The organism is Gordonia sp. LMA167 (assembly GCF_058130025.1).
The window spans coordinates 1,650,499-1,663,850 of record NZ_CM176708.1 but is presented as its reverse complement, the minus strand read 5'-3'; the positions used below and the strand labels follow the sequence as shown (position 1 = coordinate 1,663,850).

The window sequence follows — 13,352 nt, the reverse complement described above, 5'->3', positions numbered from 1 at the left end:
ACGTCCTGATCGCGTGATACTCAGGACAGCACGTCTCCGGCGCGCCGACGGCTGCGTGCGCGAGAGATCAGCACGACGACCACGACGAGGGCGGCGAGTACGGCAGCGATCCAGTAGCCCACGCTGTACAGACCGGCCTCGGCAACCGTCACATTCGTTCCCGGAACCGGGATCACCGACGCACTGAGGATGGCGGTGATCAGCGCCGTACCGAAGGCGAAACCGATCGCCATGGCCGTGCCGGCCACACCTGCAGCCATCCCCGCCTTCTCCTCGGGGACCGCCAGCTGCACCACGGTGAAGCCTGCCGCGTATCCCATGCTGCACCCGAGCCCCATGATGGCCGCGCCCACGAGGTAGTGCCACCAGTGATCGTGGGCGAGCGCGAGCCACATCAGTCCGCCAACACACACGAGCGCGCTCAGCATTGAGACCTCACCGGCACGCCCGTTGGCCACCGGGCGATCGACGATCGCGCCGCCCACCGTGAACATCGCGGCGAACGGCAGCATCAGCAGGCCCGTCTGCAGGGCCGACAGACCGAGGCCGTAGGCGTCGCCGAGGGGAAGAAATGCCGGATCGACCTGGCTGAACGTGCTGAGCAGCAGTAAGAACGCCGCGTTGACCGCCGCGAACAGGGCGATGCATCCGCACGCCGCCGCGACGAAAGGCGATTTCAGCATCGCGACGTCGAAAACGGCCGCCGATGACCGTCGCTCGACGCGCATCCACGCAAACCCGCCGCCGGCACCCACGAGCAACGGGATCAGCGCTGCACCGCCCCACACCAACCCCTGCGTCAATGCCAGCAGGAGCGCGGCGACCCAGCCGATCATCCACACGGTGCCCAGCACGCCGATGCGACCTGCCGGCTGGGCCGGCGGACGGTGTGGAATGACGACGTAGGAGGCAACCATCGACATCGCGAACGCGGCAGTGAGGACGACGAAGAAGCTGCGCAGCGACAGATTCTCGACGATCAGCCCACCGCCGATCATGCCCACCACGATGCCGACGCCGGTTGCGATCACCAGCACGGCTACCGCGGTCGTGGTCGCGTTCTCCGCCAGGTTGCGCCGCAGAAATCCGAGTGGCAGGAGCTGCGCGGCCCCGCCGATGCCCATCAGCGTGCATCCCACGAGCAAGGCGGGGTAGGAGTCGCCGACAGCCGGGATGAGTGCGCCGATCGTGAGGCAGACGCCGGCGAACACCGATGCGTTGCGGTCCCCGTAGACGTCGGCGAGTCGTGGCAACAGGATGAACCCCGCCCCGCCGCCCAGCGTGAACACGGTGAAGATCCAGGTCGTCTCCGACACCGTGGCCAGCTCGTACTGCGCCTGAATGATCGGCAACAGTGGCGGGAGAACGAAGATGACGGCATTGGTCAGGATGACCAGCAGCGCGCCGACCCCGATGAGTGCCGTCCGTCGTCGCGTGACTCCGAGGTTCACCCCCTCGCCCAGGCTCCCCACATGGTTGGTCTCGGTCATGGTGGTCTCTCCGATCGTGTGTGCAGCCGTCGTTCACCGCGACGGGTCGGTTGAATGTGGTTCGCGTCGTAACGCATGAAGAGGTGATCGATTGAGCGTGAGTCCGGGTCCGCGGGCGTTCCTCGCCACGCCTGTCCCGCAGCTACATCGGGAGATCCGGCGAGTCGACGCCGACCACCCTGTCACCGCAGAAGACCCGCACGGATTCGGCCGGCCCGTGGCCACCGATCCCCGCAGAGCCCCAGAAACTCTGAGCGGATCCCTCGGCGAGGTCGGCCACCTTGGCCCCGTTGACCCGGACCTCACCGGACAGCAGTCGCGATCCGACGTCGATCGCGCGGTCGGTGTCCCGGCCGAACACATAGGCGTCGAGTCCCGACGGGTTGGCGTTGGCCACGCGTAGCGCCTCGTCAACGGAGTCGACGGCGTGCAACGTCACCATCGGTCCGAACAGTTCGTGCGTGGCATCGCGGGCATCGAGCCCCGACGCGACGGTCGGCGACAGGAAGAAGCCGTCGAGATCGGGTAGTCGGGCAGGCTGGTGGATGATCGCCCCTGCGGCGCTCAGGTCCGCGATGCGGTTCTGAAGCGTCGCGAAGTGCGGTGCGTTGGAGATCGGCCCCACCTCTGCGTTCTCGTCCAGTGAATGACCCACGGTGACCTTCGACATCCGAACGACCAACGCTTCGAGCAGCGGCTCGACCACGCTCCTGTCCGCGATCACCTTTCCCGGGCCTTCACACCACTGCCCGTTGAGTTTGGTCATGCCCTCGACGATGCCGTCGGCCGCGACGTCGATATCCGCGTCGTCGAGGACCAGCGCCGGATTGTTACCGCCGAGTTCGAGTTGGAGGACGGTGAAGTCCTCGGCCGCCGCCCGCGCGATCGCCCGACCGGCGTTCGGGCCGCCGGTGAACGACACGATCTTCACTCGGCGATCACTCGTGATGGCGGCGCCGACATCACCCCGACCGTGAACGAGCTGCAGCGCTCCGCTGGGCAATCCGGCCGCAACAAAACACTCGACGACGATCTGCGCGCTGCTCGGGGCGTGTTCGGACGGCTTCAGGATCACCGGGCACCCGGCAGCCACCGCGCTCACGACCTTGGCCGCTGGGATGAAACTGGGGCCGTTCCACGGCGTGAGTATCGCCGCCGGTCCCCACGGAACCTTGTAGAGCCGGACGTCACGACCACCCGCCGCCAGCGCCTGCACGCGCGGAATGTTCCGGAGCTCGGCCGCCGTCCCGCGAATCCTGGCCGGCAGGAAGGCCGCCGCCCGTCGGGTGTTGGCGATCGTCACGCCACTGGTGAGGCTGTCGGTATGCGCAATGTCCTCGATGCGGGCCTCGAGGAGGTAGGCGACCCGCTCGAGGACGTCGGCACGCTCGGACCGCGCGTCGTCATCCCAGCGCCCCACGGTGTACGAACGCTCGGCGTGCACGAGTGCCCTCTCGACATCGCGGTCCCCCGTCGTCACCGCCCGGTGCAGATGCCTGCGCGTATTGGGGTCGACGTTCCACTCACCCGTTACCGTCTCGCAGTCGATCCAGTCGTCCGCGATGTAGTTCAACGGCTCCGTTATCGACACGTTCTCTGTCGTCATGTGATTGCCCTTCGCAGTCGTGTTGTCAGGAGGATTCGAGATCGACGACGATGCGCGTCACGTCACCGGAACGCATCTCGTCGAAGCCTTTGTTGATCTCGCCGAACGGGATGACTCGGGTGACCATCTCGTCGAGCCGGAGTCGTCCCTGCAGGTACAGCTGCGCGAACTGGGTGATGTCCTGATGTGCGTGGCCCGAGCCCATATACGAGCCGATCAGGCGCTTCTCGCCGAAGAAGAAGTCCGATGCGGGCAGCGCCAGCTCGGTGCCGTCGGGGGCGATGCCGACCAGGCAGGCGGTGCCGGTGGGTCGCAGCACCGCGAGCGCGGTGGCGGCGGTTCGTGCCGAACCGACCGCTTCGAACGAGTAGTCGACCCCCTGCCCCAACAGATCTCGAATCCGACCGGCCACGTCCGGATTGCCGCCATCGATGACGTGCGTGGCTCCGTACCGGCGAGCGGACTCGAGTCTGATCTCGTCGAGATCGACCGCGATGATGGCGGACGCCCCGGCGAGCCTGGCGCCCTGGATGATCGCCGAACCGACTCCGCCGCAGCCAATCACGGCGACGGTGCTGCCCGGTCGTACCTGTGCTCCCCGGAACACTGCGCCGACGCCGGTGATGATGCAGCAGGACAGCAGACATCCCACGTGCGGGGGCACGTCGTCGGGCATGGTCACCAACGTGTTCTCTCGCATCAGGATGTGCCGTGAGAATGCGCCGACGTCACCGAGTCGCTCGAGCGCTTGTCCGCTCGGCAAACTGAAGGCGGGCCGGGGACGGCGGCGGATCTCGGCGACACGGAGACACTGGGTGGGCCGACCCGCCTCGCAGTTGAGGCACCGGCCGCACGAAGGCGTGAGTGCGCCGACGACTCGGTCACCGGGCCGAAACCCGCTGACCTCTGCTCCTACTGCCTCGACGACACCTGCCACCTCATGGCCGACGACCATCGGGAGGTCGGCGTGCACGGTTCCGGTCATGTAGTGCAGATCACTGTGACACAGACCGACGTTCGAGACCGCGACGCGCACCTCGTTCGGTTCGGGCTCATCGACGTGGATCGTGGTGATCTCGAGCGGTTCGTTCGCCGCGGTGAGCACGGCTGCTTCGGTGACGATCATGGTCAACTCCTGTCGGTTGTCGTTTGGGGTGTGCGCGTCCGCGTCCGTGGCGACCGGGGCTGATCCCGAGCGCCCTGCGCCGACCGGAAATCGGCGATCCCGGCGCTGAACACACCTGTCTCCCAGGCTTTCTTCGCGGCGACGTCCTCACGGGCGAACGCCGCCTCGATCTCGTCTGATTGCGGACGCAGCAGCGCGAGGTGCAGATCGGTGGTGTTGTGCGGCGGCGTCCACGCCACGATCAGCTCGATCGCCCGATCGAGAAGCCTGTCCGGTGCGACGATCTCGTCGAGGAGTCCGATCCGCAGCGCCTCGTCGGCACCGATCCGCGGCGATGCGAGCACCATCCGCATCGCATGGTTGCGCACCAGACGTGGCAGCAGCACGCTCGACGCGTTGGAGATGGCGATGCCGCGCCCGTTCTCCGGCTGGAAATACTCGGTGGCGGGCGTGCCTATCCGGGCGTCACAACACAGCGTGATCTCGGACGCGCCACCGACGGCGATTCCGTTGACTGCGGCAATAACCGGGACCTTGGTATGCAGGATCGCGCGGGTGATGTCGTGGAAGGTCTCGACGGCGGCACGCACGTCGGCGAAGGATGCCGGGGCGGCATCGAGGTCCTCGCCCGCCGAGAACGCCCGACCGGTCCCGGTCAGAACGATTCCGCGCACGTCGTCACCGGTACCCATCGCCCGGATCGTCGAAGCCAGCCGCACCCGCGTGGCGACATCGATCGCATTGAGCTTGTCCGGGCGGCACAATGTCACGACGGCGACCCCACGTTCGATCCGTATCTCGAGATGGTCGGCCGACGACTTCTGCCCGACGTCGTGGGTCACTCCCGGGTTCTCGACGGACCGGGAGACCAACGCCGGTTTGGCGACACGCTCCGACGGTGTGCGCGGAAAATCCTCGACGAACTCGACGTACCTCGGAACCTTGAAGCGAGCCAACTGATTTCGAACTCGATCGATGATCTCTTCGGCGGTCCGACGTTCCGCCGGCACACCGGCGCGCAGCTGGACGAAGGCCTTGATCTCTTCGCCGAAGGTCTCGTCGGCCTCACCGATGACCGCCGTGGCGACGACCAGGTCGTCGCGCTCGAGCGCTGCCTCCACCTCGGCACTGGCGATGTTCTCGCCGCCTCGGCGCACCATGTCCTTGAGCCTGCCGACGAGGTGATAGCGGTTCGCGCGCCGCACGACGACGTCGCCGGTGTGCAACCATCCGTCGCGGAGCGTTCGACTCGTCGCATCCTCCCGGTTCCAGTAGCCGAGCATCACCGGTTTCCCCGACGTGATCAGCTCGCCTGGTTCGCCGTCGGCGACATCGACTCCGTCCGCGTCCACCACTCTCACCCGTTTGGTGGGAATCGGCCGCCCGAGGTTACCGCTGGCCACATCGGTCGTCGCCTCCGGAACACTGACCAGATCGCAGCCCGATTCGGTCATCCCGTAGATCTCCCGCCACGGCGCTCCCCACCGTTGCTCGAGGTGCCGGTGGAGTCCGGCCGGAATTCCCGAGCAGAGCACCAGCCGGAGGTCGTTGTCGCGGTCATCGCCGTCGGGTGGCTGTTTCAACAGCAACGTTGGCATTGCCCCGAGGACGTAACAGAATGTCGCCCGGTGACGGCGTACATCGGCGAAGAACCCTGATGCCGAGAACCGCGGCAGCACCACCAGCGGTGCCCCGATCGTCAAGGCAAGGGCCGTGTTCCACTGCGGGTCCATGTACGAGAAGGGTTGTGCGGTGAGGATGACGTCGTCGGCACCGAGCCCGGTCACGGCAGCGCACACCCACCCCAGTCGCACCCAGTAGTCGTGGGTGAGCATGCAGGCCTTCGGAAAGCCGGTGGTTCCCGAGGTGTACTGCAGGTTCGCGAGCGTGCTGCCCACCACTTCGAGATCGGGTGTCTGTGAGGACAGGTGGTCGGAGCCATCGTCTGCGACATCGATGATGCGCAGGCCGGCCAGATCGGGCTCGGTCCGCGCCACGTCGTCGAGCAGTCCGATCATCGACCCGGTCGAGAAGACGATCCGAGCACCCGAGTCTCTCAGGATGAAGGTTAGATCTTCCTTCTGGTAGGACGAGTTCACCGGTACCGCCACCGCCCGGGCCTTCAGCGCGGCGAGCCACACGACCGGCCAGTGCACGACGTTCGGGAGCATGATCGCCACCCGGTCGCCGACGCCGACTCCGTCCACCTCGATGAGCCGATGTGCCAGGCGAGATGTCCAGGCATCGATCTCGGCGAAGGTCCAGGATTCGTCACCGAACCGCAAGAACTCGCGATCAGGTGCGGATCGTGCACGCTCGGAAAGCAATTCGACCAAGGTCGGCGTCGGCGGATCCTCCGCCATCCGTTCACGCGCGACCGCAGGTGTTTCGAGTGCTGCTGCGGCGTCACTCATATCTGACTCCTTCGTGAACATCAGGACGACGCCGGTGACACGCGATCGACGTTCGAACCGACGCGGGACGCGGTCGCTTCGGCGTGGTCCTGTGCTTCGTTGTGCTGGTGCAGTGCGCGATAGGCGAAGTAGTACATCGCGAGCTGACAGCCCCAGGTGGTCAGCGCGCCGATGTAGAAGAGAGTGTGCGCATCGTCGTCGCCGGGAATGTGCGCGAAGTCGTAGGTCACCGCAATCACGAACGCGGCGGTGGTGGCCAGGGCCGTTCCGATCGCGATGGCTCGCTCACCGACCTTCCACAACCGGGCCGTGAAATAGAACAGGAACGATGTGGTGAACACGTTGACGACGATGTAGAGGAGTGCCGTGGCGACGCCCAACTGCTCACCGAACAGTTGAAGGAACAGGCCGACCACGGCCGCCAGGGCGAAGACCCCGACGTCGACGATCAGCGACGGCTTGTACCGATGCGTCACCTTCATCAGCCCGAGGACCAGGATCAGTGTGATCCCCACCGAGCGTGAGAACGCGTCGAGGAAGTGCGCCACCGTGTACATCGGGCTCTCCTCGGTGGCCTTCAGGATGCCGTAGATGAGGAAGTTGGTGCCCGATGTGGCGATGATGATCCATTCGATGCCGAGCAGGTAATTCCGGTAGTTGCGGATGAACTTCACTCCGAAGACGAAGCCGGCGACGATCATCCAGAGGTCGGCCAGTGTGAACAACAACTCTCGCAGTGCCATGGTTGTCTCCCATGCTTTTTCGGTGGTGATTCGCCGGTGGTCGAGGTCTCTGCACTCGACCACCGGCGAGGTTTCGGCCGGGCGGCGCCGGTCAGATCGTGGTGGGCAACCCGGCGTCGATGGAGGTGTAGTCGTCGCGCTTCAGCAGGTCCATCGGGTCGTACATCTGCCCGGCGACCTCGGCCCAGCCCACGTAGTGTTCCGACGACCAGTCGAGTTCACGCTGGATCTCGTCGGGGAGACGGCGGATCTGCTCGAGGTTGTAGGTCAGGAAGTGGTTCTCCTCGGTCCGCAGGAATGCGAGGTCGTAGCCCATCGAGAGGCCGAACCGGTAGGAGTCGGTGGTCGTGTTCTTGCCGCCGGCGTGGTAGGTCGACCCGATCCAGATGAGCGCGGAGCCCGCCTTCATCACAGTCGGGATCGCCTCATCGAGACTGGGCACGCGGTCGTCGTCCCACCGATGTGAGCCCGGAATGACCAAGGTCCCACCGTTTTCCGCGGTGAAGTCGCTGACCGCGACCATGATCTGCACGCGGGCCTCGCGTCCGTAACCGGGATGACGCCATAGCCAGACCGAGTCATCACGATGCAGAGGCTGTGCGCCCTGACCCGGACCGATCTTGATGGCCATCGTCGCCCCGATGTGCTTGCCCGCCGGGTTCGGCACCGGCTCGGACCCCATGAACACGGTGAGCGGCTTGTTCAGGATCTTGTCGGCCACCCCGCGGTAGAGCGGGTTCATGGCCACCGTGACCATGTGGTCGGTCTTCGCGAACAGCCCGCCGGCACGCTTGGTGCGACTGCCGGCGAAGAACTCGTCGTATCCGGTGTCGACGCCGTCGAGCACCGGATCGAGGTCGCTGCGCAATCCCGCGATCGTGGCCTCGTCGAAGAGCCCTTCGATGATCACACCGCCGTCGCGCATGATGATCTCGACTGCCTCGTCGGGAGATGCCTCGGGAGTGAGCCGTGTCAGCTGGGGCTTGGTCATCGTCATGGTTGTTCCTTTGATCAAGATCGACAGTCGAATCCGCTGCTGCGATGGAGGGCCAGGGAAGCCGATCGATGTGTGATGCCGGTCATAAACCTATCCGTTTATGATCATTTGATCAAGGCATTTGATCATGTTATTTGATCGTAACCAGGCCGCGGGCGCCGAACAGCGGCGATGAGACGTGCTAATCTCGAAGTTGACTTGATCGTTTGCTCAACTCGGGAGGCGCCATGGCACGGATTCCGGCTGCGGAACGGCGCACCGACCTCGTCAACGCAGCGGTGCGCATGATCGCGACACACGGTGTCGACGGCGCCACCACACGTCGCATAGCCGAGTCCGCCGGCGCCCCGCTGGCGACGCTGCACTACTGCTTCGCAACCAAAGAGATCCTGTTCGCCGCGGTCTTCGAGCGGGTGGCGGCCGAGTATCGAGAAGTGCTCGTGCGCAACGATTCGCACTCCGACCTGCACACCACCGCACGAGAAATCCTGCGCGGGTTGATGAACTGGTACCTCGACACACCCGACTACTCGGCCGCGTCGGTCGAACTGATCAGCTGGGCCCAGCGTCAGGAAGGCAATCAGGCGGCGATCGTCTACAACGAGGCATACGACGTGATGCGCACGATCCTCACAGCGGCAGCCGGTGATCAGACTGTCTCCGCCGACACGATCGACGAGATCTCGTACACCGTCGCAGCACTGTCCGACGGCTTCGGTTTGAACTGGATCGCGTCCGGCGATCGGGCCACGGCATTGCGACAGATCGAGACCACCGTCGAGGTCCTCGACGTCTGGCTGGCCTCCAAGCTCGCCCGGCCTACGGCAGTCGAGCACCCGAAGGCGCCGGTGGTGGACGCCAAACCCACCACCGGCACGCTCGTCTCCTGGGTCAGCGTGTGACGGTCAGTGCGTGACGGTCAGTGCGTGACGGTCAGTGCGTGACGGTCAGCGTGTGACGGTGAGGGGCCCAGTTCACCTGACGACGCTCGGCCGCCTCGACGACCCACCGCATCGAGCAGTCGTCCCGCTCCATCCACTCCGGATGCCACTGGACACCGAGGACGGGCGCCCCGGGTAGTTCGATCGCCTCGACCACCCCGTCCGGTGTCCGACCGGTCACCGTCAGCCCGTCGCCGCATCGGTCGACGGCCTGGTGGTGCCACGAATTGGTCACCGCGTGGTCGCCGAACACCGCCTGCGCCAACGAACCCGGCTCGAACGACACCACGTGATCGTCTCCGCCGTCGCTGAGCGCAGCACGCTCCGACAAATGCTGCACGGGCCCGGGCGGGAGATCGGCGATCAAGGTCCCACCGCGTGCGACGTTCAGGATCTGCAGGCCGCGGCACACCCCGAGCACCGGAATCCCCCGGTCGATCGCGACGCGCACGAGGTCGATCTCGTACGCATCACGGTCGCTGTCATAGGCCATCGTGTCACCACGCGGGTCGACATCTCGGCTCGCTGTCGGCGCACCGCCCCACAGTTCCGGACGCATGTCCTGCCCCCCGGTGACGATCAGACCGCCGAGCCAGTCGCACATGGCGACCGGGTCGGTGTCGTAGGAAAGGTGCACCGGAAGCCCACCGGCCCTGGCGATTCGGATCGCGAAGTCCGACATGTACGCATCTGTGCATCGGTCGCCGTATCGGGGATCTGCGCTTGCGATGAGGCCCAGCCGGAATCGTCGGCCGGTGATGCCGACAAGCGGCCGAGGCAGGCGCGGTGACTCCGTGATGCCGCTCATGGGAACTCGAAGTAGCGCAACGACTCCCACTCCGAGAGCTCGGTGAATTGGTCGCCGCCGGCGGTGTGGAACTGCATCCATTCCCACCGGCGGGTTCCGATCCAGTAGTCGACGAAGTCGTCGCCGAGAATCTCTCGCAGGATCGGGTCGGCGTCCAGCGCGTCGGCGGCCTTGGACATCGTCTCCGGCAGTCGGGAGATCCCGAGGCCGTCGGGCATGCACCAGGCCATGTCCGACACCGGTTCCGGCGGCTCGATCTCACGTTCGAGACCGCCGATGACGCCCGCGAGGACGCCCGCGGCGGCGAGATACAGATTGGCGTCACTCCCGGGAACGCGGTACTCCAACCGGGAGTAGGACGGGTGCCCGCACACCGCGCGGACCGACGTCGTCTTGTTGCTGATACCCCAGCTGATGGTGGTCGGCGGACCGCTGAGGTCCACGAGCCGACGGAACGAGGTGATCTGTGGGAGCACGATCGACGTGTTCCCGGCCATTGTCGCGAGCAGGCCCCCGACGGCCCGACGCATCACCGCCGACGGCCCGTCGGGTGCGTAGAACGCATTGACGCCGTCGCGGTGCAGCGACAGATTGATGTGCGATGACTGTCCGTAACCCTCGGTGGGTTTTGCCATGAAGGTGACGGTGTGCCCCTGCTCGAATGCGACCTCGCGCATCACCTGACGGGTCCGGGCCCATGCGTCGCAGACCGTGATCGGGTCGCCCGGCGGCAGGTTCAGCTCCACCTGGCCGGCCGCGTCCTCGTCGCTGAAGGCCTCCCAGTCGATCCCGATCGCGTCCAGGCGTCGGGCGACCTCGGTCATGTAGTCGACCCAGTCCCTCGACTTGGCGAGATGGTATGCGGTACCGGCTGATCCGCCGAGGGGCGTCAGGTTCCGGTATCCGCGCTCCCGGGCTTCGTGGATGGACTCCTCGAAGACGGTTGCCTCGATTTCGACGGCGATGATCGCGGAGTAGCCGAGCCCGGCGAGACGGTCGGTCATCCTGCGCGTCAGATTGCGGGGACACAGCGGCACCGGTGTGTCGTCGGTGAGCCAATAGTCGCCGATCACCGATCGCAGACCCGGCTCCCACTCGACGAGGGTGGCCATATCCGGTCGGAAGCTGACGTCGTCGAGGTGCCCACGCCACTCGGGATAGGCGAAGCCGAACGCCGGTGCGTTGCCGAGGTCGAGGCCGAACAGGAGGTCGGCGAAGTTGAATCCGGACGCGGCGCCCGAGCCGAACTTGGCCGGCGAGACGGTCTTGCCGAGGAAACATCCCTCGTGGTTGGTGGCCTCCAGGCGGACAGCGTTCAGACCGGCGCCCTGACCATCAACTGGGACAACGGTTTCGGTGGATTCAGACATCGTAGCGGACCTTCCAGGATGCGCCGATCATGACGGAGAGTTGGGAGAGGGTGCCCTGAATGCCGAGGACACCGGAAGCCAGGGTGGCGAACAGATCATCTGCACCGGTGAAGACGCCGACCAGCGCCTCGGGGGCGCCTGCGATCAGATACTGCGAATCGCCGTCGCCGCATATCGCCTGCTCGACACCGTCGGGACCTTCGGTGACGGCAATGAGTACATCCGGAATACCCGGCACCGAGCGCGACACCGTCCAGAAGTTCTCGGCGGCGGTCCGCCAGTCGGGCAGCGGCGGCGACAACGCGAGCAGCAGGCCCGCGGCCAGATCCGCATCGCCGGCCGGGTCGCCGACCGGCGCGAATCGCGAGTTCAGATCCACGACGAGCTCTGCGTCCGCCGGAACGAACACGCCACTCGAGACATCGACGACTCCGTCGGAGACGGCGACGGTCACGGCCTGCGGCGTGTCGTGGGATCGCAGCGAGACGATTCCGTTCGCATTCTCCAACGCGACCTGCGCATGTCCAGCCCGCGCCGAATCCCGCAGGGTACGGGCGATCAGCCGGGCGATCGGGCTCGCATCGTCCTCGATCCGCACATCGATGTCGCGGGCCTGCGACACCGCGCGGTCGATGATGGTTTCGGTCATCTTCTGAGTCCTTTCGATTACCCGAGACCGTGTGAACGTCGTCGACCGTCCACTGCCGACCTCGGACCGATATGCGATCTCACGATCATTCGTCTTGATCACATGACTATGATGGTGAGGCACGCGTCACTCGTTGTCAACGATTTCCACGGAGGCCCCCGATGAACGCATCAACCGACCGCTACCGGGATCGACTCGATCCGGATGCCTGGGCCGCAGCACAGGCGCTGGCCGCGACGATGCCGGCATCGATCCGAGAACTGGGTGTCGCCGCCGCCCGGCGCCTTCTCGCAACTCCTCGCGCCCAGGATCCCTTGACACCGCTTGACCAGGTCGAAGACATCGACGTGTCCACCCGGGCCGGCGGCCGGCGGGCCCGCGTGTACCGGCCCGCGCCCGCGACTCGATCGCCGGCCCTGCTCTATCTGCACGGGGGTGGATTCGTGCTCGGCACCCTCGACGGCGTGGATGAGCTCTGCCGGGCCGTCGCGGCCGGGTCGGGCTGGACCGTCGTTTCCCTGGACTACCGTCTCGCACCCGAGCACCCCTACCCGGCGGCCCTCCACGACTGCATCGACGCCTACGCTTGGCTCCGCGAGACCGGGCCCGAGCTGGGCATCGATGCGACGTTGATCGCGGTCGGCGGCGATTCGGCGGGCGGCAATCTGGCTGCGGCGCTCTGCCTCGCGATGCGGGACACCGCGCTGGCACCGCCGGCCTCACAGGTGCTCGCGTACCCAGCGGTGGACGACACCTGCTCGAGCCCTTCGTGGACAGAATTCGCCGATGCACCGCTGCTGACCAGCTCGGATGCGCGGTGGTTGATGGAACGCTACCGCGGGCTTGGCTACCGTCCCGGTGCCGATCCCCTGGCGGCACCCATGTCGGCCGAGTCCCTCACCGGCTTACCTCCCGCTCTTGTTCTCACCGCCGACGTCGATCCTCTGCGCGACGACGGGGAGGCGTACGCGCGTCGACTACGCGAGCACGGGGTCGCGGTCACCGCAATCCGGTACCCCGGCGTGTTCCACGGCTTCCTCACCGAGGTCGGCGTCTTCGCGAAGACCGAGCGGGCCATCGCCGACGTCTGCCGTCACCTCCGCGGATTCGGCGCACCGGACGGCGATTCGCATCGAACCCTTGACCCTCGCGGATAGTCGGACTATGTTTCGTAGTCATATGACTTGATCATCTGATCGCCTTCGAAG

At 66.1% G+C, this 13,352-nt stretch carries 11 protein-coding genes; 2 read left to right on the top strand and 9 right to left on the bottom strand.

Annotated elements, in window-relative coordinates; genetic code table 11:
• Positions 1–20: 20 nt before the first annotated feature.
• From ACVT6V_RS07455 to ACVT6V_RS07430, 6 genes are all read right to left on the bottom strand, one after another.
• Positions 21–1,490 (bottom strand): MFS transporter, encoded by a 1,470-nt coding sequence (locus ACVT6V_RS07455; RefSeq protein ID WP_489899167.1) that lies wholly within the window; start codon positions 1,488–1,490, stop codon positions 21–23.
• A gap of 142 nt (positions 1,491–1,632) precedes the next feature.
• Positions 1,633–3,096 (bottom strand): aldehyde dehydrogenase family protein, encoded by a 1,464-nt coding sequence (locus ACVT6V_RS07450; RefSeq protein ID WP_489899166.1) that lies wholly within the window; start codon positions 3,094–3,096, stop codon positions 1,633–1,635.
• Positions 3,097–3,121: 25 nt separating this feature from the next.
• Complete coding sequence (locus tag ACVT6V_RS07445) at positions 3,122–4,222, bottom strand: Zn-dependent alcohol dehydrogenase (RefSeq protein WP_489899165.1); 1,101 nt, start codon at positions 4,220–4,222, stop codon at positions 3,122–3,124.
• A gap of 2 nt (positions 4,223–4,224) precedes the next feature.
• On the bottom strand, positions 4,225–6,636 hold the full coding sequence (locus tag ACVT6V_RS07440; RefSeq protein WP_489899164.1) for an AMP-binding protein: 2,412 nt from the start codon (positions 6,634–6,636) through the stop codon (positions 4,225–4,227).
• 20 nt (positions 6,637–6,656) lie between these two features.
• Positions 6,657–7,379, bottom strand: a complete 723-nt coding sequence (locus ACVT6V_RS07435) for a transporter (RefSeq protein ID WP_489899163.1) — start codon at positions 7,377–7,379, stop codon at positions 6,657–6,659.
• A 91-nt stretch (positions 7,380–7,470) separates the two neighbouring features.
• Positions 7,471–8,376: a phytanoyl-CoA dioxygenase family protein gene (locus tag ACVT6V_RS07430; protein WP_489899162.1), complete on the bottom strand. Its 906-nt coding sequence runs from the start codon at positions 8,374–8,376 to the stop codon at positions 7,471–7,473.
• Between the two features lie 227 nt (positions 8,377–8,603).
• Between ACVT6V_RS07430 and ACVT6V_RS07425 the strand changes: the two genes are divergently transcribed.
• On the top strand, positions 8,604–9,278 hold the full coding sequence (locus ACVT6V_RS07425; protein WP_489899161.1) for a TetR/AcrR family transcriptional regulator: 675 nt from the start codon (positions 8,604–8,606) through the stop codon (positions 9,276–9,278).
• A 31-nt stretch (positions 9,279–9,309) separates the two neighbouring features.
• On the opposite strand, the gene ACVT6V_RS07420 is transcribed toward ACVT6V_RS07425, so the two are convergent.
• Genes ACVT6V_RS07420 through ACVT6V_RS07410 form a run of 3 tightly spaced genes read right to left on the bottom strand, consistent with a single transcriptional unit; the run spans position 9,310 to position 12,144 of the window.
• Positions 9,310–10,125: a gamma-glutamyl-gamma-aminobutyrate hydrolase family protein gene (locus tag ACVT6V_RS07420; protein ID WP_489899160.1), complete on the bottom strand. Its 816-nt coding sequence runs from the start codon at positions 10,123–10,125 to the stop codon at positions 9,310–9,312.
• Positions 10,122–11,495: a glutamine synthetase family protein gene (locus ACVT6V_RS07415; RefSeq protein ID WP_489899159.1), complete on the bottom strand. Its 1,374-nt coding sequence runs from the start codon at positions 11,493–11,495 to the stop codon at positions 10,122–10,124. Before ACVT6V_RS07415 ends, ACVT6V_RS07420 begins: the two co-directional genes overlap by 4 nt.
• Positions 11,488–12,144, bottom strand: coding sequence for a hypothetical protein (locus ACVT6V_RS07410; RefSeq protein ID WP_489899158.1), 657 nt, complete (start codon positions 12,142–12,144; stop codon positions 11,488–11,490). The genes ACVT6V_RS07415 and ACVT6V_RS07410 overlap by 8 nt, the downstream gene beginning before the upstream one ends.
• Before the next feature lie 161 nt (positions 12,145–12,305).
• Here ACVT6V_RS07410 and ACVT6V_RS07405 point away from each other — a divergent pair, with 161 nt between their 5' ends.
• The gene (locus tag ACVT6V_RS07405) at positions 12,306–13,301 is read left to right on the top strand and encodes an alpha/beta hydrolase (protein WP_489899157.1); all 996 of its coding nucleotides are present in this window, start codon (positions 12,306–12,308) and stop codon (positions 13,299–13,301) included.
• Positions 13,302–13,352 lie beyond the last annotated feature (51 nt).

Coding starts and splice junctions, on each gene's coding strand:
- ACVT6V_RS07440 (WP_489899164.1), bottom strand. CDS start 6,636: ATGAGTGACGCCGCAGCAGCACTCGAAACACCTGCGGTCGCGCGTGAA.
- ACVT6V_RS07415 (WP_489899159.1), bottom strand. CDS start 11,495: ATGTCTGAATCCACCGAAACCGTTGTCCCAGTTGATGGTCAGGGCGCC.
- ACVT6V_RS07430 (WP_489899162.1), bottom strand. CDS start 8,376: ATGACGATGACCAAGCCCCAGCTGACACGGCTCACTCCCGAGGCATCT.
- ACVT6V_RS07410 (WP_489899158.1), bottom strand. CDS start 12,144: ATGACCGAAACCATCATCGACCGCGCGGTGTCGCAGGCCCGCGACATC.
- ACVT6V_RS07445 (WP_489899165.1), bottom strand. CDS start 4,222: ATGATCGTCACCGAAGCAGCCGTGCTCACCGCGGCGAACGAACCGCTC.
- ACVT6V_RS07425 (WP_489899161.1), top strand. CDS start 8,604: ATGGCACGGATTCCGGCTGCGGAACGGCGCACCGACCTCGTCAACGCA.
- ACVT6V_RS07405 (WP_489899157.1), top strand. CDS start 12,306: ATGAACGCATCAACCGACCGCTACCGGGATCGACTCGATCCGGATGCC.
- ACVT6V_RS07435 (WP_489899163.1), bottom strand. CDS start 7,379: ATGGCACTGCGAGAGTTGTTGTTCACACTGGCCGACCTCTGGATGATC.
- ACVT6V_RS07455 (WP_489899167.1), bottom strand. CDS start 1,490: ATGACCGAGACCAACCATGTGGGGAGCCTGGGCGAGGGGGTGAACCTC.
- ACVT6V_RS07420 (WP_489899160.1), bottom strand. CDS start 10,125: ATGAGCGGCATCACGGAGTCACCGCGCCTGCCTCGGCCGCTTGTCGGC.
- ACVT6V_RS07450 (WP_489899166.1), bottom strand. CDS start 3,096: ATGACGACAGAGAACGTGTCGATAACGGAGCCGTTGAACTACATCGCG.